Source organism: Pimelobacter sp. 30-1, assembly GCF_018831735.1.
Taxonomy (GTDB): domain Bacteria; phylum Actinomycetota; class Actinomycetes; order Propionibacteriales; family Nocardioidaceae; genus Nocardioides.
The window spans coordinates 130,730-151,380 of record NZ_NHTS01000003.1; the positions used below are offsets into that span (position 1 = coordinate 130,730).

Here is a 20,651-nt window from a genome sequence, read left to right on the forward strand (position 1 = left end):
GTGGGTCGGTCAGGTCAGGGACGGGTCACCTGGATGGTGACCCCGTCGCCGAGGTTGATGATCGCGCCCGGGATGAGCTGGACCGCGATTCCCGGCTTGAGGTCCTCGGGCCCGAGCCCGGGCTGGACCAGCACGGTGCCGTTGGTCGAACCCATGTCGGTCACGACCGCCGTACCGAGGTCGGCGCCGGTACCGGGCCGTACCTCCACGTGCGTCGACGAGATCTCGTGCAACCGGCTCGGCACCGTCACCAGCGTCGGCTGCTCGGTCGAGGTGAACCGCCGCGCCTCCGGAGCCCGCCCGATCAGCACCGCCCGGTCGACCACGATCGTCTGACCGTCGGACACGAGCAGCTTGGCGACCGGCTGGGTCACGGCCGGTACCTGCGGCTGCCCGGGGATCCCCGGTACGGGCGGCGCCGGCGGCTCACCGCCACCGGCCACGGTGTGGCCGTCGTGCTCCACCCCCGGAGCCGGGGGCGGCGGGTAGGAACCGGTGACCGGCTCCCAGGAGCCGATCGGCAGCGGCGGGGCGTCGGGGGCGTCCGGCGCGTCCGGGAGGTCGGGGACATCGGGGACGTCGGAGGGGACAGGCACGGGCGGGATCGGCGGCGCGGGCGGCACCGGAGGAACCGGCGGCACCGACCCCGGTACGCCGGGCGGCGGGGGCGGGATCCACCCCGGCGGCGCGACCTCGGTGGCCCCGCCGACTCCCAGCGGCGGTACGGACGGCGTCGGCGGCTCGTCCAGCGGACTGGGCTCGGCGCCCGGCTCGCTCCAGGGGGTGACCCAGCCGTCGGGGGCGGGCTCGGGCTCCGGCGCGGGCTCCGGCGCGGGCTCCGGCGCGGGCTCGGGCTGGCCGAGCTGGTCGGGCTCGTCGGACACGACCGGGAGCGGGTCAGTCAGCGGATCGGCCTCAGGGTCGACATCAACAGCAGCAGCCGCCGCGGCGGCGACCGGCTCGTCGTCGACGATCTCGAGGACCTCGGTGACCGGGCCGTCGTCCGCGCCCGCGTCGATGGCAGCGTCAGCCGCGACCTCCGGGGCGACCTCGGGCTCGACCTCGGGGGCGACCTCGGGTACAGCCTCGGGTACAGCCTCGGGTGCAGCTTCGGCCACAACCTCGGGCTCGGCCAGGGGCGGCGCGGCGGCGGGCGTACCGACCGCGACGGCCGAGGGGCGGTCGATCCGGCCGACCCGGACCAGGCCGGTGTCGATGGCGAAGTCCACGTCCGACGGGGCGGCGGCGTCCTCGGACTCGGGCGGCAGGGTGATGGTGAGGCCGGTGACGTCCTCGACGGTGCGCTCGACCCAGGTGTGGCTGGCGGCGCCGTCGACGGTCACGGTCTCGCCCGAGCCTCCGGAGGCGACGGTGGCGACGACGCCCGTGCCGCGCAGGAGGAAGCGGGTGGGGCCGTCGGTGCTGGTGCTGACCAGGACGAAGCCGGGGATCCGGCTCAGGCCCGCGGCGAGGAGGCCGTCGAGGACCTCGTCGAAGCCGGCGCCTCCGTCGACGGTCGCCCAGAGGCCGACCACCTGGTCCTTCTGGGAGGCCGGCAGGACGATCGCGGCGTTGGTGCCGAACACGGCGAGCCAGGAGCCCGCGCGGTAGGACCAGGCTCCGGCGGCACTGGTGGCGCCGGTGGCGCTGGTGGCGTCGGCGCTGGCGTTCTCGCTCATGGGAGTGCTCCCAACTTCTGCTCCAGACTCATCCGCTGGGCGGCCGAGTCGTACGGATCTTCGTGCGCCAATCCCACCACATCCACCACGACGGCAGTCGCGTTGTCGTGTCCCCCGGCGGCGACGGCCGCGGCGACGAGGGCGTCGGCGGCGTCGCGGGGGTCGTCGTGGCGGGCGAGGATCGCGGCCAGGGCGGCGTCGTCGACCATGCCGCTGACGCCGTCGGAGCACAGGACGAGGCGCTCGACCGCGGAGAGGGGCAGCAGGAAGTAGTCGGCCGCGCCGCTGACGTTGCTGGGCATCGCGGCGCCGCCGAGGGCGCGGGTGACGACATTGCGGCTGGGGTGGACGGCAGCGGCGGCCGGGGTGAGGCGGCCGGCGTCGACGAGCTCCTGGACGACGCTGTGGTCGACGCTGACCTGTTCGAGCTCGCCCTCGGAGAAGCGGTAGATCCGGGAGTCGCCGACGTTGGCGAGCAGCCAGCGGGGGCCGTCGGCGGACTCGACGAGGAGGGCGATCACGGCCGTCGTACCGGCGGCGAAGCCCTCGCCCGCGCCGGCCGCGCGCTGCTCGGCGTCGTAGGCGAGGAGACGGTCCTGGACGGCCTGGAGCGTGGCGTCGACGACGGCGGTCCCGCGCTCGAGGTCGTAGCGGCCCTCGGCGAGGCGGGCGAACTCCTCGACGACGAAGGCGCTCGCGATGTCACCGCGATCGTGACCGCCCATGCCGTCGGCGACGACGAAGACGGGCGGGGCCGCGAGGTAGGCGTCCTCGTTGGCCTGGCGGACGAGTCCGACGTCCGTGGCGGCCCCGTGGTGGAGCTCGACGTGGGTCATGCGGCACGCGGCCCTGACCGCGTCGGTAGCGTGGTCCCCGTGGGAGCAGGCCCGAGCGGACACCGGTCACTGGCCGACCAGCTGAGGTCGTGGCCGGATGAGCGGATCCGACGCCTGCTCACGGAACGTCCCGACCTGGCCACCCCTGCCCCTCACGACTTCGGACAACTCGCTTCGCGCGCCGCGGTGAGGAGCTCGATCGCTCGCGCGCTCGACGGCCTCACCCGAGGCGAGCTTTCGGTGCTAGATGCCCTCGTGGTGGCCGGCCAAACCACCGATCCGGAACTCGTCGAGATCGTCCATGCCGAGCCCGGGTACGCCGCCGCGGTGCTGACCCGGCTGCGCGACCTCGCGCTCGCCTGGGACACCCCGGAGGGCCTGCGCCCGCTCAGCGGGATCTCCGACGCCCTCATCGGCGGCCGGGACGCCGGGGTCAGCGGGATCCGGCCGCGCACCGCCACCCCGCGAGCGCCCGAGGAGATCGCGGCGGCCATCGCGGGCCTGCCCGAGGGCGCCCGCAAGCTGCTCGACCACGTCGTCGACGAGGGCGGCACGGCGAAGTCCGGCAGCGCCCGGATCGGCCTGGCTCCCGAGGACGCCGAGACGCCCGCCGAGCTGCTCATCGCGCTCCGGCTGCTCGTCCCGGGCGGCTCGCTGCTGCCCGGTCTGCTGGTCGTCCCGGGCGAGGTCGGGCTCGCCCTGCGCGGAGGCCGTACGACGACCGAGCCGGTCGACGTCGTCCCGGCCGTGGCCTCGGCCGAGCGCCCGTCCCGGCTCACCCTCAGCGCGGCGGCCGGCGCCGCCACCGACGTCGTACGACGTACCGAGCTGCTGCTCGAGTGGTGGGGCCACCGCCCCGCCGCCGCCCTGCGCACGACCGGGCTCGGCGTACGCGAGCTGCGCGCCACCGCCGCCCACCTCCAGGTGAGCGAGAGCGAGGCCGCCCTGGTGATCGAGGTCGCCAGCGAGGCCGGCCTCCTCGGGACCCGCGCGGACGCCGACGGCAACCAGGTCTGGGTCCCGACCACCGAGTTCGACCGCTGGCGCGAGCTGCCGACCGCCGAGCGCTGGGCGCGCCTGGCCCAGGCCTGGCTGACCAGCCCCCGGCTGCCGTCGCTGGTCGGCGAGCGCGGCCCGGACCAGAAGCCCTGGAACGCGCTGACCCCCGAGCTGTCCGCGGCCGGGATGCCGGAGGCCAAGGCGATGGCCCTCGCCGCGCTCGCGGACCTGCCCGAGGGCCACGGGCTCGCCGCCGGGACCGGGCTGCCCTCGCTCGTCACCCGGCTCGCCTGGGAGCGCCCCCGCCGGCCCCGCACCCGGCCCGACCTCGTCGCGTGGGCGGTCGCCGAGGCGGCGGTCCTCGGCATCACCGGCGCCGAGACCCTGGCGCCGTACGCCGCACCACTGCTCGCCGGCGCCGACCCCGCACCGGCCCTGGCCGAGCTGCTGCCCCCGCCCGTCGACCACGTGCTCGTCCAGGCCGACCTCACCGCCGTCGCCCCCGGCCCGCTCGAGCCCGACCTCGCCCGGCAGCTCCAGCAGGTCGCCGACGTGGAGTCGCACGGCGCGGCGACCGTCTACCGCTTCACCCCCGACTCCGTACGACGGGCGCTCGACGCCGGCTGGACCGCGGCCGAGCTGCACGCGTTCGTCCTCGCCGCGTCCCGGACACCGATCCCCCAGCCGCTGAGCTACCTGATCGACGACGTGGTGCGCAGCTTCGGCCGACTCCGCGTCGGCGTCGCCTCGTCGTTCGTCCGCTCCGAGGACGAGGCCGCGCTCGCCGCGCTCGAGAACCACCCCAAGGCCGCCGGGCTCGGCCTCCAGCGGATCGCGCCGACCGTCCTGGTCTCGACCGTGCCGATCGACGTCCTCCTCCCCCGGCTGCGCGAGCTCGGCGCCGCCCCCGTCGTCGAGGGACCCGACGGTGTGGTTCGGGTGGGCGCCGCCGAGGCCCTCCGGGCCCGCAGCCCGCGCACCCGCGAGGCCACCGACGCCGCCCGCGCCGCCGCCCGGCAGTCGGCCCAGGTGGTGGCCGCCGTGCAGACGCTGCGTGAAGGTGACGAGGCCGCCCGCAACCGGCCCGCCTCGGCGTCCCTGCCCGGAGGCGGGGTGCTCTCGGCCCTGCGCGACGCGATCGAGCGCCGGGGCACAGTCCTCATCGGGTTCACCGACAACCAGGGCGTCGTCGCCGAGCGCGCGATCCTCCCGCTGACCGTCGAGGGCGGTCAGCTCACCGCCCGCGACGCGGACGCCGACGCCGATGACCTCGATGCCGAGCGGCGCTACGCGGTGCACCGCATCAACCGGGTGGTGCCGACCGGCACGTAGACTCGTGCGGTGACCGACGGACCCCTGATCGTGCAGTCGGACAAGTCCCTGCTCCTCGAGGTGGACCACCCTCAAGCCGCCGAGTGCCGCAAGGCGATCGCGCCCTTCGCCGAGCTGGAGCGCTCCCCCGAGCACATCCACACCTACCGGCTCACCCCGCTGGGGCTCTGGAACGCCCGCGCCGCCGGTCACGACGCCGAGCAGGTGGTCGACACCCTGCTCGCCTTCTCGCGCTACCCCGTGCCGCACGCGCTGCTCGTCGACGTCGCCGAGACGATGGCCCGCTACGGCCGGCTCCGCCTGGAGAAGCACCCCACGCACGGCCTCGTCCTCGCCTCGACGGACCGTCCCGTGCTCGAGGAGGTCCTGCGCGCCAAGAAGATCGCCGGCATGCTCGGCAGCCGGATCGACGACGACACGGTCGCGGTCCATCCCTCGGAGCGCGGCAACCTCAAGCAGGCGCTGCTCAAGCTGGGCTGGCCAGCCGAGGACTACGCCGGCTACGTCGACGGCGAGGCCCACCAGATCGACCTCGCCGAGGACGGCTGGACGCTGCGCGACTACCAGCGCGACGCGGCCGAGTCGTTCTGGCACGGCGGCTCGGGCGTCGTCGTCCTGCCCTGCGGGGCCGGCAAGACGCTGGTCGGCGCGGCCGCGATGGCCCACGCCCAGGCGACCACGCTGATCCTGGTGACCAACACGGTGAGCGCCCGGCAGTGGAAGGACGAGCTGGTCCGCCGGACGTCGCTGACGCCCGACGAGATCGGCGAGTACTCCGGCACGGTCAAGGAGATCCGGCCGGTCACCATCGCGACGTACCAGGTCATCACGACCAAGCGGAAGGGCGTCTATCCGCACCTCGAGCTGTTCGACGCCCGCGACTGGGGCCTCATCGTGTACGACGAGGTGCACCTCCTCCCTGCTCCGATCTTCCGGATGACCGCCGACCTCCAGGCCCGCCGCCGGATCGGCCTGACCGCCACGCTGGTCCGCGAGGACGGCCGCGAGGGCGACGTGTTCTCGCTCATCGGCCCCAAGCGGTACGACGCCCCGTGGAAGGACATCGAGGCCCAGGGCTGGATCGCCCCCGCCGACTGCATCGAGGTACGGGTCTCGCTCCCCGACGCCTCGCGGATGACCTATGCGACCGCCGAGCCCGAGGAGCGCTACCGCCTCGCGGCCTGCACCCCCGAGAAGGTCGGCGTCGTGCGCGACCTCGTGACCCGCCACGCCGGGCAGCCCACCTTGGTGATCGGCCAGTACCTGGAGCAGCTCGACGAGCTCGCGGCCGCCCTCGACGCTCCGGTGATCACCGGGCAGACCTCGGTCAAGGAGCGCCAGCGGCTCTTCGACGCCTTCCGCTCGGGCGAGCTCGGGCTGCTCGTGGTGTCGAAGGTCGCGAACTTCTCCATCGACCTGCCGACCGCTGAGGTCGCCATCCAGGTGTCGGGGTCGTTCGGCTCCCGCCAGGAGGAGGCCCAGCGCCTCGGCCGGCTGCTGCGCCCCGGGGAGCCCGGGCCCGACGGCGAGCGGAAGATCGCGCACTTCTACACGATCGTCGCGCGCGACACCGTCGACGCCGAGTTCGCCCAGAACCGGCAGCGGTTCCTGGCCGAGCAGGGCTACGCCTATCGGATCGTCGACGCCGGGGACGAGCTCGCCGGCCGCTGAGCCCGGCTCAGCGTCGGAGCCTGCCAGGGGCGACCGCGACCTCGAAGGGGACCCGCGCGGTCCACTCCTCGTCGCCCGCGACCGCCGCGGCGGCGACGTAGGCGCCGTCGCGGAGGTCCCACGCGGTCAGCGTGGCCTGGTCGCCCGCGACGTCGACGACCCAGTAGGCCGCGACGCCGGCCCGCTCGTAGACGCGCTTCTTGAGGCCGAGGTCGCGGTGTCGGGTGCTCGGGGAGAGCACCTCGACGGCCAGCAGCGGTGGGCCGGCCAGACCGCGGTCGTCGAGTGCCTCGGGATCGAGCACCAAGACGTCGGGCTGGACGACGGTGTGGCGGCCGAGCACCACGTCGAAGGGCGCGTGCGAGACCTCCAGGTGGTCGGGACAGGCCGCGCCGAGGGTGAGGATCAGCCGGGTCGCGGCGATCTGGTGGCGCGGGATCGGGGCAGCGGACACGACGATCTCACCCTCGATCAGCTCGTACCGGTTGCCGTCGTCGGGCATCCGGTCGAGGTCGTCGCGGGTGAGCATCGGGGTCGAACGGGCGGCCATGGTGGTCATGTTGCCTCACTCTCGGGAGCGTTTGAAGGTCCATGGAGCGAGGCTGTCGCGGATCGTCGATGAGGCCGAACGGGACCGCGGCGCCTGTGGAGACCGCACACGGAGAAGGCCACCTGTGGATGACAGGTGGCCTTCTCCGGTGGGAGGGGGACGGAAGGGGCGGCGGCTCAGGCGGCTCAGGCCGCTTGGTGCCCCGGAACCGCGTCGGTAGTCGCGGTCGTGTCCGCGGCCGCGGTGGTGACCAGCGCCCGCTCGAGGATCTCGGTGACCACGCCGACCGGCGTGACGGTGAGCTGCTCGAGGATCTCGGCCGGGACGTCGTCCAGGTCGGGCCGGTTGCGCTCGGGGATGAACACCTCGGCCACGCCCGCCCGCTGGGCGGCGAGGAGCTTCTGCTTCACCCCGCCGATCGGGAGCACCCGACCGGACAGCGTGACCTCGCCGGTCATCGCGATGTCGGAGCGCACCGGGCGACCGGTGAGCAGCGAGACCAATGCGGTGACCATGGTGACGCCGGCCGACGGCCCGTCCTTGGGTACGGCGCCCGCCGGGAAGTGCACGTGGATCGACTGCTCGAAGGCAGCGGCCGGGATGCCCAGCTCGGCGGCGTGCGAGCGCACCCACGAGAGCGCGATCCGCGCGGACTCCTTCATCACGTCGCCGAGCTGGCCGGTGACGGTGAGCCCCGCCTCGCCGGAGGCGACGGAGGTCTCGACGTAGAGCACGTCGCCGCCCATGCCGGTGACCGCGAGGCCGGTGGCGACACCGGGCACCGAGGTCCGCTCCTCGACGTCGGGGGTGAACCGTGGCCGCCCGATGAGGTCCTTGAGCTGGTCGACGCCGATGTCGACGCGGTCGGCCGCACCCGACGCGAGCTGCGCGGTCGCCTTGCGGAACGCCTTGGCGAGCAGCCGCTCGACCTGGCGTACGCCGGCCTCGCGGGTGTAGTTCGCCGCGATCTCGCGCAGCGCCTCGTCGGTGATGGTCACCTCGTCGGCCGACAGCGCGGCCCGCTCGAGCTGGCGCGGGACCAGGAAGTCGCGGGCGATGGCGACCTTGTCCTCCTCGGTGTAGCCGTCGATCGAGACCAGCTCCATGCGGTCGAGCAGGGCCGCCGGGATGGCGCCGACGTCGTTCGCCGTGGCGATGAACAGCACGTCGGACAGGTCCAGGTCGAGCTCGAGGTAGTGGTCGCGGAAGGTGTGGTTCTGCGCGGGGTCGAGGACCTCGAGCAGGGCCGCCGCGGGGTCGCCGCGGTAGTCCGAGCCGACCTTGTCGACCTCGTCGAGGAGGACGACCGGGTTCATCGAGCCGGCCTCCTTGATCGCGCGGACGATGCGGCCGGGCAGCGCGCCGACGTACGTCCGGCGGTGACCGCGGATCTCGGCCTCGTCGCGGACGCCGCCGAGGGCGACGCGCACGAACTCACGGCCCAGGGACCGCGCGACCGACTCGCCGAGCGAGGTCTTGCCGACGCCCGGAGGCCCCGCCAGCAGGACGACGGCGCCCGAGCCGCGTCCGCCGACGACCTCGAGCCCGCGCTCAGCACGGCGCGCGCGGACGGCCAGGTACTCAGTGATCCGGTCCTTGACCTCGTCGAGCCCGTGGTGGTCGGCGTCGAGCACCGCCCGGGCCGCGGCGATGTCGTTGTCGTCCTCGGTCCGCACCGACCAGGGCAGGTCGAGGACGGTGTCGAGCCAGGTCCGGATCCAGCCGGCCTCGGGGTTCTGGTCGCTGGAGCGCTCCAGCTTGTCGACCTCGCGCAGCAGCGCCTCGCGGACGGCGTCCGGGACGTCGGCGGCCTCGATCCGGCTGCGGTAGTCGTCGCCGCCGTCGGGGTCACCCTCGCCGAGCTCCTTGCGGATGGCGGCGAGCTGCTGGCGCAGCAGGAACTCGCGCTGCGACTTCTCCAGCGACTCGCGCACCTCGGAGTCGATCTTGTCGCTGACCTCGGACTCGGCGACGTGCTCCCGGGTCCACTCGACGACCAGGCGCAGCCGGGCGACGACGTCCGCCGTCTCGAGCAGCTGTCGCTTGCGGTCGTCGGAGAGCCAGGGGGCGTAGCCCGCGGTGTCGGCCAGGGTCGCGGGGTCGTCGATCCGGGTGACGGTGTCGGCGACCTGCCAGGCCTCGCGGCGCTGGAGGAGGCCGACCACGAGCGACTTGTACTCGTCGGCCAGCGTGCGCGCCTCGTCGGTGATCGTGTCGGCCTCGACGGGCTCGACCTCGACCCAGAGGGCCGCGCCGGGACCGGTGACACCGCTGCCGATGCGCGCGCGGCCGCCGGCCTTGAGCACGGCCGCGGGCGCGCCGCCGGAGAACCGGCCGACCTTCTCGACCGTGGCCACGACGCCGTACGACGCGTAGCGGTCCTCGAGCCGAGGAGCGACGAGGACCTGGGCGGTCTCACCGGACTCGCGAGCGGCGATCTGGGCGGCGTCGATGGCGGCTCGGGCGGGCTCGTCGAGCTCGACCCGGACCACCATCCCGGGGAGCACCACCACATCGGAGAGGAACAGCACCGGAAGCTGGATCGGGTTCGTCATGCACCGATCAATGCCCTACCGAGGCCCGGTGTTCCGGCGTTCGCCAACGGCGAACCGGGGAACTCCTGCGCTCAGGCCCGTAGCGCCCGACAGTCCCGCTGGCCCAGGCCCACCGCGGCCCAGTCCCAGCCCGGCGCACCGAGCGCCTGGGGGGCGAAGGCGGCCTCGATCTCGGCCGCGTCGCCGGAGTCGAGTGCCGCCACCCGCCGGTCGAATCCCGCCACCCGGTCGGACGCCAGCGCGACGACGGCCGCCCACGCCTCGGTCGCGACCAGGTCGTCGGCCGGTACGGCGGCCAGGTCGTCGTGGGTGCGCTGCCACTCGTCCCGGACGGCACGGACGGCGGCGCGATCGTCGTCGGTCGGCGCGACCGCCTTGCCCTGGTGCACGGCGAGGACGAGGTCGAGCGTGCGGGTCGCGGCGCCCGCGAAGCCCGAGGTACGACGGCGGTCGGCGATGGCGCGGCACGTGCTGGCCGCCGCCGCGGCGAACGCCGGCGCGGCCGGGTCGGGTCCGGCGACGTTGGCGAGCACGGCACAGTCGCGGCCGGCGAGGGCGGCCAGGCCGGCCGCGGCGAGGTCGTCGTCGGACGCGGCCGCGAAGGCCTGGCCCGGGGCGAGGTCGGCCGGCGGCCAGGCGGCGGCCGTGACCGCGGCGAGCCGCGTGTCGAGGCCGGCGATCGTGTTCTCGACCGGGGCGAGGACGACGTCCCAGCCGGACGGCTGCGGCCCCGTGCGCAGGGTGTCGAGGTCGGCGGCGAAGGCGTCGCGGGCCGCGGTGAGGTCGGCGCGGAGGGCGGCGCGCACGTCGTCCGCGGGCGGGTCGTCGGACCACGACAGGGTGAGGACCCGCAGCGCGGCGTCCCGGCCCCGGGTGAACACCTCGGCATCGCGCCGGTTGAGCAGGTCGGTGCACCGCGTCGCGACCGCCGCGATGTCGTCGGCCGGCGCGCCCACCGAGGGGTCGCTCGGGCGCGGGTCGGGGTCGTTCGCGGAGCACGCGACGCCGACCAGCGCGAGCAGGGTGAGCACGGTGGCGAGGGGAGCACGCGGCATGGGGTCCTCCCTACCCCCTCGGGACCGTGCCGGAAACCGTCCGGTCAGCCGGCGGTCGCGAGCGGCACGCCGAGCCGGCGGCGCAGGTCCGCGACGCTGATCCCCCACGTCTCCCGGACGACGACCGCGTCACCGCCGACCTCGAACACCCCGTGGTCGGTGTAGACCCGGCTCACGCAGCCCACGCCGGTGAGCGGGTAGGTGCAGGCCGGGACGAGCTTGGGCGAGCCGTCCTTGCCGAAGAGCGACATCATCACGAGGACGTCCTTGGCGCCGATGGCGAGGTCCATCGCGCCACCTACGGCGGGGATCGCTCCGGGCTTGCCGGTGTGCCAGTTGGCGAGGTCGCCGTTGCCGGCGACCTGGTAGGCGCCGAGCACGCAGACGTCGAGGTGGCCGCCGCGCATCATCGCGAACGAGTCCGCGTGGTGGAAGTACGACGCCCCCGGCAGCTCGGTGACCGGCACCTTGCCGGCGTTGGTCAGGTCCGCGTCCACCTCGTCGCCGTGGGCCGCGGGGCCCATGCCGAGCATGCCGTTCTCGGTGTGCAGGACGACGCCGCGCTCGGCGGGCAGGTGGTCGGCGATCTTGGTGGGCTGGCCGATGCCGAGGTTCACGAACGAGCCGTCGGGGATGTCGCGGGCGATGACCTCGGCGAGCTCGTCCATCGAGAGGGGGCCGCGGTCGAGGTGCTCGGTGGTGGTCATCGTGCTCCCTGGACGGTGTAGTGGCGGGCCTCGACGGCGACCACGCGGTCGACGTAGATGGAGGGGGTGACGACGGCCTCGGGGTCGAGCTCCCCCGTCGGTACGACGGCGGTCACCTGGACGATCGTGGTCGTGGCCGCGGCGGCCATCACCGGCCCGAAGTTCCGGGCGGTCTTGCGGTAGACGAGGTTGCCGAGCCGGTCGGCGCGGTGCGCGGAGATCAGCGCGTAGTCGCCCTTGATGGGGTGCTCCAGCAGGTACGGGCGCCCGTCGATCTCGCGCAGCTCCTTGCCCTGGGCGAGCGGCGTGCCGACGCCGGTGGGGCTGTAGAAGGCGCCGATCCCCGCGCCGGCGGCGCGCATCCGCTCGGCGAGGTTGCCCTGGGGGACGACCTCCAGCTCGATCCGGCCGGCGAGGTAGAGCTCGTCGAAGACGTAGGAGTCGGCCTGGCGCGGGAAGGAGCAGACGACCTTGCGCACCCGGCCGGCCTGGAGGAGCGCGGCGAGGCCGACCTCGCCGTTGCCGGCGTTGTTGGACACGATCGTCAGGTCCGTCGCGCCCTGGCGGATGAGGGCGTCGATGAGGTCGAAGGGCATGCCGGCGAGGCCGAATCCCCCCACCAGGACGGTCGATCCGTCCTCGATCCCGGCGACGGCCTCGTCCGCGGAGTCGAGGAACGACGTCCGCGCCATCAGCGGGCCCCCTCGTTCTCGAGGACGACGGCGAGGCCCTGGCCGACGCCGATGCAGATCGCCGCGACGCCCCAGCGCTCGTTGCGCTCGCGCAGCACGTGGGCGAGCGTCCCGACGATGCGGCCGCCGGACGCACCGAGGGGGTGACCGAGGGCGATCGCGCCGCCGCGGGTGTTGACGATCTCGGGGTCGATCTTCCAGGCGTCGACGCAGGCCAGGGACTGCACTGCGAAGGCCTCGTTGAGCTCGACCGCGCCGACGTCGGACCAGGAGATGCCGGCCCGCGCGAGCGCCAGGTTCGCGGCCTCGACGGGGGCGTAGCCGAAGGCCTGGGGCTCCAGCGCGGAGGCGCCGCGACCCGCCACGCGGGCGACCGGGTCGGTGCCGATGAGGTCCGCGGCACCGGCCGAGCCGAGCAGGACGGCGGACGCGCCGTCGCTCAGGGGCGAGGCGTTGCCGGCGGTGATGGTGCCGTCCTTGCGGAAGACCGGCTTGAGGCCGGCCAGCGACTCCGGCGTGCTGCCGGCCCGGATGCTCTCGTCCCGGGGCAGGTCGACGCCGTCGACGGGCACCACGAGGTCGTCGTAGAAGCCGTCCTCCCAGGCCTGGTGGGCCCGCTGGTGCGAGCGGGCGGCGAAGGCGTCCTGCCGCTCGCGGGAGATGCCGAACCGCTCCTGCAGCTGCTCGTTCGCCTCGCCCAGGCTGACGGTCCACTCCGGCGGCATCGCCGGGTTGACCAGGCGCCAGCCGAGGGCGGTCGAGACGGCCGTGACGTCGCCCGCGGGGAACGCCCGCGACGGCTTGGGCAGCACCCAGGGTGCCCGGGTCATCGACTCGACGCCGCCGGTCAGGACGACGTCGGCGTCGCCGGTCTCGATCGTGCGCGAGCCGACGAGGACGGCGTCCAGGCTGGATCCGCAGAGCCGATTGACCGTGGTCGCGGGGACGCTGACGGGCAGACCGGCCAGCAGGACCGCCATCCGGCCGACATTGCGGTTGTCCTCGCCGGCGCCGTTGGCGTTGCCCCAGACGACGTCGCCGATCGCGGCCGGGTCGAGGCCGGGCGTCCGGGCCAGGGCGGCACGGACGACCTGCGCGGCGAGGTCGTCGGGACGGAGGTCGGCCAGGCCGCCGTTGAACCTGCCGAACGGCGTGCGGACCGCGGTGTAGACGTAGGCGCTCACGGTCCCGACGCTAGGGGGCCGCCTTGATATTGTGAAGTATCAATATCGGACCCATCTGAGACGAGTTCAGATATGGATCTCCTGCGCCACCTGCGCTACTTCGTGACCGTCGCCGAGGAACGGCACTTCGGTCGTGCCGCCGAGCGGCTGCACATGGCGCAACCGCCGCTCTCCCAGCAGATCCGGCGCCTGGAGGCCGAGCTGGGCGTGGACCTCTTCGTGCGCACCACCCGCCGGGTCGACCTGACCGAGGCCGGGACGGCGTACCTCGAGCGGGCCCGGGCGATCCTCGGCTCGGTCGACGACGCCGCCGAGGAGGCCCGGCGGGTCGCGGCCGGCGTCGTCGGGCGGCTCGCGATCGGGTGCGTCGGATCGGCGACGTACAGCCTGCTCCCGGACCTCTCCCGGCGCCTGGCCGAGGAGCTGCCCGGCGTCGACTTCGCGTTCCGCGGCGAGATGCTCGTCGCCGACCAGGTCGAGGCGCTGCGCGCGGGCGCGATCGACATCGCGCTGCTCCGCCCGACCGACGACGACGCCGGACTGACCGTCACCCGCCTGCGCGAGGAGCGGCTGGTCGTGGCGGTGCCCGCCGGGCACCGGCTCGCGGCCAAGCGGCAGGTCCGGGTCGCCGACCTCGCGGGCGTCGACCTGATCGTGCACGCGGCCGCCCGACGCTCCGTCATGTACGACGTCGTGCGCGACCTGTTCGCCGAAGCCGGCGTCGCGCCGCGGATCCGGCACGAGGTCGGCGAGACCTCCACGCTGGTGACGCTGGTGGCGGGTGGGCTCGGCGCGGCCGTCGTGCCGGAGCCGGTGGGGGCGCTGGCCCTCGCGGGGGTCGTCTACCGCCCGCTCGTGCGCCCCGTCCGCTCGGTCGAGCTCACCGCGGCGCACCGGGCCGAGCGCACCGAGCCGCACCTGCACCGCACGCTGGCGGTGCTCACCGAGCTGGTGCGGAGGGGCCGCTGATTCATAATCTGGAGTTATGAATCAGCGAACTATTGGTCTTTGTGTTTCTGGATCCCTCGGATCTAGCGTGAAAGAGCCGCGTGACGACCACCACACCGGCTCGACGCCCCCGAGGAGGTGAGCATGGACCTCAAGCAGCTGCGCTACTTCGACGCCGTCGCCGAGACCTGCCACTTCGGCCAGGCCGCCGAGCGCCTCCACCTCGCCCAGCCCGCGCTCTCGCAGGCCATCCGCCGGCTCGAGGCCGAGCTCGGCGTGCTGCTCCTCGCCCGCACCACCCGCCAGGTCGCGCTCACCCCGGCCGGCGAGTTCTTCCACCGCGAGGTGCGCCGGATCCTCGGCGACCTCGACGCCTCGGTCCTGGGCGCCCGGAGCATCGCCGAGGGCAGCCGCGGGCTGCTCCGGGTCGGCTTCACCGGCACCAGCGCGTTCACCCAGCTCGCCCGGCTCTCCCGGATGATCCGCGCGGCGCTGCCCGGCGTCGTCCTGGAGGTGCAGGCCGACCTGCTCACCCCCGCCCAGGTGGAACGGCTGCTCGACGGGCGGCTCGACCTCGGCGTGCTGCGCGGACCGGTCGCCGAGCCCGGCATCGAGACCCGCACGCTCCTGCAGGAGCCGCTCGTGCTCGCCCTGCCGGCCGACCACCGGCTCGTGCCCGAGCCGGCGCTCGAGGTCGTCGACGTCTCCGCCGACGAGTTCGTGGCCTATGCCGACACCCGCTCGGCGGTCAACGAGGCGATGCTCTCCAGCTGCCGCCGGGCCGGCTTCTCCCCCAACATCACCCACCGCGCGCCGGGCACGGCCGCGCTGCTGGCCCTGGTCGCGGCCCACCTCGGCGTCGCCCTCGTCCCCGAGTCGGTGCGCAGCATGCAGCTCAAGGGCGTCGTGTTCCGCGACGTCGCCGGGGCCGCGAGCATCGACCTCTCCCTGGCCTGGCGGGCCGGAGAGCCGTCGGCGCTGGTCACCGGCGCGCTCGACGTCCTCGAGCGCGACGGCTTCTTCTCCCCGCACCCCTCCCCCACGAGCTGAGGACCCCGTGAAGATCACCGCGATCGAGGCGATCCCGTTCCGGATCCCCTACGTCAAGCCGCTGAAGTTCGCCAGCGGCGAGGTGCACGTCGCCGACCACGTGCTGGTCCGCGTCCGCACCGACGACGGGATCGTCGGTGTCGCCGAGGCCCCGCCGCGGCCGTTCACCTACGGCGAGACGCAGCGCGGCATCATCGCGGTGATCGAGACGATCTTCGCCCCCCAGCTGGTCGGTCTCTCGCTGACCGACCGGGAGCAGATGGCGGCCCTGCTGGGCCGCACGGTCGGCAACCCGACCGCCAAGGCCGCGATCGACATGGCGGTGTGGGACGCGCTCGGCCGCACCCTCGGGCTCACCGTGACCGAGCTGCTCGGCGGCTACACCGACCGGATGCGCGTCTCGCACATGCTCGGCTTCGACCAGCCCGGGGCGATGGTCGACGAGGCCGAGCGGATGCGCGACGTCCACGGCATCACGACGTTCAAGGTCAAGGTCGGCCGGCGTCCCGCGGCGCTCGACGTGGCCGTGGTCCGGGCGCTGCGCGAGGGCCTGGGCCCCGACGTCGTCCTGTACGTCGACGGCAACCGCGGCTGGACGGCCTCGGAGTCCGCACGGGCGATGCGCCAGATGGCCGACCTGGACCTGGCGTTCGCCGAGGAGCTCAGCCCGGCCGACGACGTCCTGGGCCGGCGCTGGCTGGTGCAGCAGCTCGACGTCCCCTTCATCGCCGACGAGTCCGCCACGACGCCCGCCGAGGTCACCCGCGAGGTGCTCGGCGGCGCGGCGACGGCCCTCTCGATCAAGACCGCGCGCACCGGCTTCTCCGGCTCGCAGCGGGTGCTCCACCTCGCCGAGGGACTCGGCCTCGAGGTGGTCATGGGCAACCAGATCGACGGCCAGCTCGGCTCGATCTGCACCGTGGCGTTCGGGGCGGCGCACCAGCGCACCACCCTGCACGCCGGCGAGCTGTCGAACTTCCTCGACATGAGCGACGACCTGCTCACCGAGCCGCTCCGCATCGAGAACGGCGAGCTCGCCCTCCGACCCGGCGCCGGGCTCGGCGTCGACATCGACGAAGACAAGCTTCGCCGCTACCGCACCGACTCCTGAGCCGCAGCAGCACCGCAGCACCGCAGGAAACCAACCCGAGAGGACACGTCATGACCACCGAGGTCGCCACCGCCGCCGCTTCCGGCGCCAGCGCCACCGAGCGCTTCCACTCCGACAAGTCGCCCTACGCGGCGGTCAGGGACACGCCGCCCGAGCGCGTCGACCGCCTGGCCCGGCGCGTGCTCGACGCCGTCTACCAGACGGTCCGCGACGAGAAGGTCACCTACGACGAGTTCAACGCGCTCAAGGCGTGGATGATCGGCGTCGGCGAGGACGGCGAGTGGCCGCTCTTCCTCGACGTGTGGCTCGAGCACGTCGTCGAGGACGTCAACACCGCCCACCGCGAGGGCAACAAGGGCTCGATCGAGGGCCCGTACTACGTCCCCGGCGCGCCCGAGCAGGGTGCGAAGGGCACCATCGAGATGCGCGAGGGCGAGGCCGGCACGCCGCTGGTGTGGACGGGCACGGTCACCTCGACCGACGGCACGCCGCTCGACGGCGCGCTCGTCGAGCTGTGGCACGCCGACAGCGACGGCTTCTACTCGCAGTTCGCCCCCGGCATCGCCGAGTGGAACCTGCGCGGCAACTTCCGGGTCGGTGCCGACGGCGCCTTCGAGATCCACACGATCCAGCCCGCGCCGTACCAGATCCCGACCGACGGCTCCTGCGGCAAGCTCATCGCCGCCGCCGGCTGGCACGCCTGGCGTCCCGCCCACCTGCACGTCAAGGTCTCCGCGCCCGGCCACGAGCTGCTCACCGCCCAGCTCTACTTCCCCGGCGACGAGCACAACGACGACGACATCGCCTCGGCGGTGAAGCCCGAGCTGATGCTCGCGCCGCAGGCCCAGGCCGACGGCTCGGTCACCGTCGACTACGGCTTCGTGCTCGACCCCGAGAACCCCGCCTGATGCTGTTCCAGGTCCGGATGGACGTCGACCTCCCGCGCGACCTCGACCCCGCCCAGCGGGACGACGTGCTCGCGCGGGAGAAGGCGTACTCCCAGGAGCTCCAGCGCTCCGGCGAGTGGGCGCACCTGTGGCGCATCGTCGGGCAGTACGCCAACATCAGCGTCTTCGACGTGGAGTCCAACGCGCGGCTGCACGAGATCCTGTCGAGCCTGCCGCTGTTCCCCTACATGCGGATCGAGGTCACCCCCCTGACCACGCACCCGTCGGCGATCTGAGGATGCCGTGACGCCCCGCCTCGCCCTGCGCCACCTGGCCGGCACCCCCGGCCGCCCGCTCCTCGTCGTCGGTCCCTCGCTCGGTACGACGACCGACCGGCTCTGGGGCGCGGTCGCCCACCGCCTGGAGGGCTGGAACGTCCTCGGCTGGGACCTCCCCGGCCATGGCCACAGCCCCGCCGCCGACCGGCTCACGCCGGGCTTCTCGATGGCGGTGCTCGCCGAGGCCGTGCTCGCCGCGGTCGGCGAGGCCGTCGGGGAGGACGTCGGGGAGGACGTGCCGTTCGCCTACGCCGGCGACTCGGTCGGGGGCGCGGTCGGTCTCCGGCTCGCGCTCGACCACCCCGGCCGGCTCTCGTCGCTCACCGTGCTGTGCAGCGCCGCTTCCTTCGGCGGTCCGGACGGCTGGCGCGACCGGGCCGCGCTCGTGCGGGCCGAGGGGATGGCGCCGATGGTCGCGTCGTCACCGGCCCGCTGGTTCGGCAGCGCGATCCCCGAGGAGCGGCGGGCCGCCGCCCTCGGCGATCTCGCCACCGTCGATCCCGAGGGCTACGCCCGGGTCTGCGAGGCGCTCGGCGGCTTCGACGTGCGGGACCGGCTGGCCGAGGTCGAGGTGCCGCTGCTCGCGGTGGCCGGGGCCGAGGACGTCGCCACCCCGCCCGCCGCGCTGGCCGAGATCGCCGACGGCGTCGCGGACGGCCGGCTCGAGGTGCTCGGCGGCGTGGGCCACCTGGCGCCCTACGAGGCGCCGGACGAGGTCGCCGTCCTGCTGCGCGACCACCTCGCCCCGCCCGCTCACTCCGCGCGCAGCAACGCCGACAGCCGGGCCCGGGCGGCGTCGAGGTCGGCCAGCGCCTGACCGCCGGTGAACGTCACCGACCGCAGGACGCCGGTCCACGCGAACGGCGGCGCATAGGCGTCGCTGACCGGGAATCCCGCGTCGTGGCCGAGCCGGAGCCCGCCCCCGCCGATCTGGATGCCGCTCGCACCCATGCCCTGCGCGAACGGCGCGCGGGCGACCTCGGTCCCGTCGACCAGCAGGACGCCGTCGGCTCCGGCCAGGCGGAACCCGACCGTGTGCGCGCCCGGGGTCAGCGGCGCGACCGACGTGACGTCGTACGGCGTGCTGGTGGCGTTGAGCAGGAACCGCGGGCAGCCGTCGACCACCACGAGCGCCCAGCCGTTGGACCAGTCGCCGATCGCGGCGAGCACGCCCTCCCCTCCCCCGTCCGGTACGACGACGTCCGCCTCGACCAGCGCCCCCAGCGCGAGCGACGGCACGGCCTCGTCCGCCACCGGGTTCGCGCCGGGCCGGACGACGAGGCGCTCGGGCACCGGCCACAGCGGCGGCTCGATGCCGGGCAGGTGCCCGTAGAGCCCGTCGGTCAGCGGGAACACCTGGTTGGCCGCGGCCTCCGCCTCCCACCGCGCCTCCAGGTCGGCGACGACCTCGGGGTGCTCGTCGGCGAGGTCGTGCGCCTCGGAGAAGTCGTCGTCCATCCGGTACAGGCACCACCGGTCGCTCGCGAAGTCGCGGCTGCCGGGCAGCATCCGCTCGTCGTCGACACCGGTCGAGACGTGGTCGGTGGTGGCCTTCCAGCCGTCGTGGATGATCGAGCGCGAGCCGAGCATCTCGAAGTACTGCGTGGTCCGCGGCGCCGGCGCCGCGGGATCGGCGAGCGTGGCGCGCAGCGAGGCGCCCGCCATCGGCTGCTGCGCGACGCCGTCGACCTGCGCGGGCGCGGTGACCCCGCACAGGTCCAGCACGGTGGGCGCGATGTCGACGATGTGGCACCACTGGTCGCGGATCCCGCCCGGCACGGCCATCCCGCGCGGCGGCTTGAGCACCATCGGGACCCGGACACCGCCGAGCCAGGAGTAGCGCTTCCACAGGTGGAAGGGGGTGTTCCCGGCCCACGCCCAGCCCCACGGGTAGTGGTTGTAGCCGCGCCAGCCGCCGATGTCGTCGATGGCGGCGAGGTTGTCGTCGAGGTCGTCGCCCACCCCGAACCCGAAGCGGTGCTCGTTGAGCGAGCCGAGCCGGCCGCCCTCGGCGCTGGCGCCGTTGTCCGAGGTGAGCAGGACGATCGTGTCGTCGAGGATGCCCAGCTCCTCCAGGCTGTCGAGCAGCCGGCCGAGGTGGTGGTCGAAGTGGGCGACGAAGCCGGCGTGCGCCTCGGCGTACCGCGCGAAGAGACGGCGCTCGTCCGCGCCGAGCTCGGCCCAGTCCTGCACCCACGGCGGCCGCGGCGGCAGCGTGGTGCCCTCCGGGACGAGGCCCGCGGCCTGCTGGCGCGCGAAGACCCGCTCGCGCAGGCACTCCCACCCGTCGTCGAAGCGCCCCGCGTAGGCCTCGATCCACGCGGGCGGCACCTGGTGCGGCGCGTGCCCGGCGCCGGGCGCGAAGTACATCAGGAACGGCTTGTCGGGGGCGGCGTGCTTCTGGTCCTTGACCATCCGCACCGCCTCGTCGACGAGGTCCTCGGTGAGGTGGTAGCCCTGCTCCGGCGTCGCGGGCGGCTCGACCGCCGAGTTGTCGCGGTAGAGCGTCGGCGTCCACTGGTTCGCGTCGCCGTGGAGGAAGCCGTAGAAGCGCTCGAAGCCCTGCCCCAGCGGCCAGGTGTCGAACGGGCCGGCGGCGGTGCGGTCGTTGCGCGGGGTCAGGTGCCACTTGCCGACGGCCATCGTGTTCCACCCGGCGTCGCGCAGGATGCGGGGCAGCGTGGCCGCCGACGCCGGCATCCGGCCGCTGTAGCCCGGGTAGCCGCCCGGCATGTCGGCCAGGAAGCCGATGCCCACCGCGTGGGAGTTGCGTCCGGTCAGCAGCGAGGCCCGGCTCGGCGAGCACATCGCCGTCACGTGGAAGCGGTTGTAGCGCAGGCCCTGCCCGGCGATCCGGTCGATGTTGGGGGTGTCGATCTCGCCGCCGAACGTGCCGAGCTGGCCGAACCCGATGTCGTCGAGCAGCACGACCAGCACGTGGGGGCGACCGGCCGGGCGCGGCCGCGGCGCGTGGTACGGCGTGGACGCGTCCGCCGTCCGGGCGATGACCGGGGCGGTGGCGGGGTTCTCGCTCACGATCGGGCTCCTACGATGCTC

The 20,651-nt window shown here is 74.2% G+C and carries 17 protein-coding genes; 8 read left to right on the plus strand and 9 right to left on the minus strand.

All coding sequences use genetic code 11. The features are described 5' to 3' along the window. Positions 1-14: 14 nt before the first annotated feature. Together CCO04_RS05890 and CCO04_RS05895 are read right to left on the minus strand one after the other, a co-directional pair. A complete protein-coding gene (locus tag CCO04_RS05890) occupies positions 15-1,679 on the minus strand; it encodes a hypothetical protein (RefSeq protein WP_215813193.1) in 1,665 nt (554 codons plus the stop codon). Further along, positions 1,676-2,515: a PP2C family serine/threonine-protein phosphatase gene (locus CCO04_RS05895; RefSeq protein ID WP_215813194.1), complete on the minus strand. Its 840-nt coding sequence runs from the start codon at positions 2,513-2,515 to the stop codon at positions 1,676-1,678. The genes CCO04_RS05890 and CCO04_RS05895 overlap by 4 nt, the downstream gene beginning before the upstream one ends. A 255-nt stretch (positions 2,516-2,770) precedes the next feature. On the opposite strand from CCO04_RS05895, the gene CCO04_RS29480 reads away from it, so the two are divergent. Continuing rightward, complete coding sequence (locus CCO04_RS29480; protein ID WP_308281141.1) at positions 2,771-4,846, plus strand: helicase-associated domain-containing protein; 2,076 nt, start codon at positions 2,771-2,773, stop codon at positions 4,844-4,846. A gap of 9 nt (positions 4,847-4,855) precedes the next feature. Beyond that, on the plus strand, positions 4,856-6,517 hold the full coding sequence (locus tag CCO04_RS05905) for a DNA repair helicase XPB (protein WP_215813196.1): 1,662 nt from the start codon (positions 4,856-4,858) through the stop codon (positions 6,515-6,517). 7 nt (positions 6,518-6,524) lie between these two features. Here the strand turns inward: CCO04_RS05905 and CCO04_RS05910 are convergent, their stop codons facing one another. From CCO04_RS05910 to CCO04_RS05935, 6 genes are all read right to left on the minus strand, one after another. Next, complete coding sequence (locus tag CCO04_RS05910; protein ID WP_252372828.1) at positions 6,525-7,076, minus strand: Uma2 family endonuclease; 552 nt, start codon at positions 7,074-7,076, stop codon at positions 6,525-6,527. A 176-nt stretch (positions 7,077-7,252) separates the two neighbouring features. Continuing rightward, on the minus strand, positions 7,253-9,622 hold the full coding sequence (gene lon / locus CCO04_RS05915) for an endopeptidase La (protein WP_215813197.1): 2,370 nt from the start codon (positions 9,620-9,622) through the stop codon (positions 7,253-7,255). Between the two features lie 71 nt (positions 9,623-9,693). Continuing rightward, positions 9,694-10,677 carry a hypothetical protein gene (locus CCO04_RS05920; protein ID WP_215813198.1) on the minus strand — a complete coding sequence of 328 codons (984 nt, stop codon included), beginning with the start codon at positions 10,675-10,677 and terminating at the stop codon, positions 9,694-9,696. 44 nt (positions 10,678-10,721) lie between these two features. Continuing rightward, positions 10,722-11,384, minus strand: coding sequence for a 3-oxoacid CoA-transferase subunit B (locus CCO04_RS05925; protein ID WP_215813199.1), 663 nt, complete (start codon positions 11,382-11,384; stop codon positions 10,722-10,724). Next, complete coding sequence (locus CCO04_RS05930) at positions 11,381-12,076, minus strand: 3-oxoacid CoA-transferase subunit A (protein ID WP_215813200.1); 696 nt, start codon at positions 12,074-12,076, stop codon at positions 11,381-11,383. The genes CCO04_RS05925 and CCO04_RS05930 overlap by 4 nt, the downstream gene beginning before the upstream one ends. After that, complete coding sequence (locus tag CCO04_RS05935; protein WP_215813201.1) at positions 12,076-13,260, minus strand: thiolase family protein; 1,185 nt, start codon at positions 13,258-13,260, stop codon at positions 12,076-12,078. Before CCO04_RS05935 ends, CCO04_RS05930 begins: the two co-directional genes overlap by 1 nt. A gap of 72 nt (positions 13,261-13,332) precedes the next feature. On the opposite strand from CCO04_RS05935, the gene CCO04_RS05940 reads away from it, so the two are divergent. The 6 genes from CCO04_RS05940 (at position 13,333) to CCO04_RS05965 (ending at position 18,411) form a co-directional block, all read left to right on the plus strand. Then, positions 13,333-14,229 carry a LysR family transcriptional regulator gene (locus CCO04_RS05940; protein WP_215813202.1) on the plus strand — a complete coding sequence of 299 codons (897 nt, stop codon included), beginning with the start codon at positions 13,333-13,335 and terminating at the stop codon, positions 14,227-14,229. A 123-nt stretch (positions 14,230-14,352) separates the two neighbouring features. Beyond that, on the plus strand, positions 14,353-15,258 hold the full coding sequence (locus tag CCO04_RS05945) for a LysR substrate-binding domain-containing protein (RefSeq protein WP_215813203.1): 906 nt from the start codon (positions 14,353-14,355) through the stop codon (positions 15,256-15,258). A 7-nt stretch (positions 15,259-15,265) separates the two neighbouring features. Next, positions 15,266-16,369 (plus strand): mandelate racemase/muconate lactonizing enzyme family protein, encoded by a 1,104-nt coding sequence (locus tag CCO04_RS05950; protein WP_215813204.1) that lies wholly within the window; start codon positions 15,266-15,268, stop codon positions 16,367-16,369. 50 nt (positions 16,370-16,419) lie between these two features. Continuing rightward, the gene (gene catA / locus CCO04_RS05955) at positions 16,420-17,277 is read left to right on the plus strand and encodes a catechol 1,2-dioxygenase (protein ID WP_215813205.1); all 858 of its coding nucleotides are present in this window, start codon (positions 16,420-16,422) and stop codon (positions 17,275-17,277) included. Beyond that, entirely contained in the window at positions 17,277-17,552 is a 276-nt protein-coding gene (gene catC, locus CCO04_RS05960) for a muconolactone Delta-isomerase (protein WP_215813206.1), read from the plus strand. The genes catA and catC overlap by 1 nt, the downstream gene beginning before the upstream one ends. Positions 17,553-17,559: 7 nt before the next feature. Next, a complete protein-coding gene (locus CCO04_RS05965; RefSeq protein ID WP_215813207.1) occupies positions 17,560-18,411 on the plus strand; it encodes an alpha/beta fold hydrolase in 852 nt (283 codons plus the stop codon). Here the strand turns inward: CCO04_RS05965 and CCO04_RS05970 are convergent. Continuing rightward, positions 18,348-20,630 carry an arylsulfatase gene (locus CCO04_RS05970; protein WP_308281142.1) on the minus strand — a complete coding sequence of 761 codons (2,283 nt, stop codon included), beginning with the start codon at positions 20,628-20,630 and terminating at the stop codon, positions 18,348-18,350. The two genes, CCO04_RS05965 and CCO04_RS05970, sit on opposite strands and share 64 nt — an antisense overlap. Between the last annotated feature and the right edge of the window lie 21 nt (positions 20,631-20,651).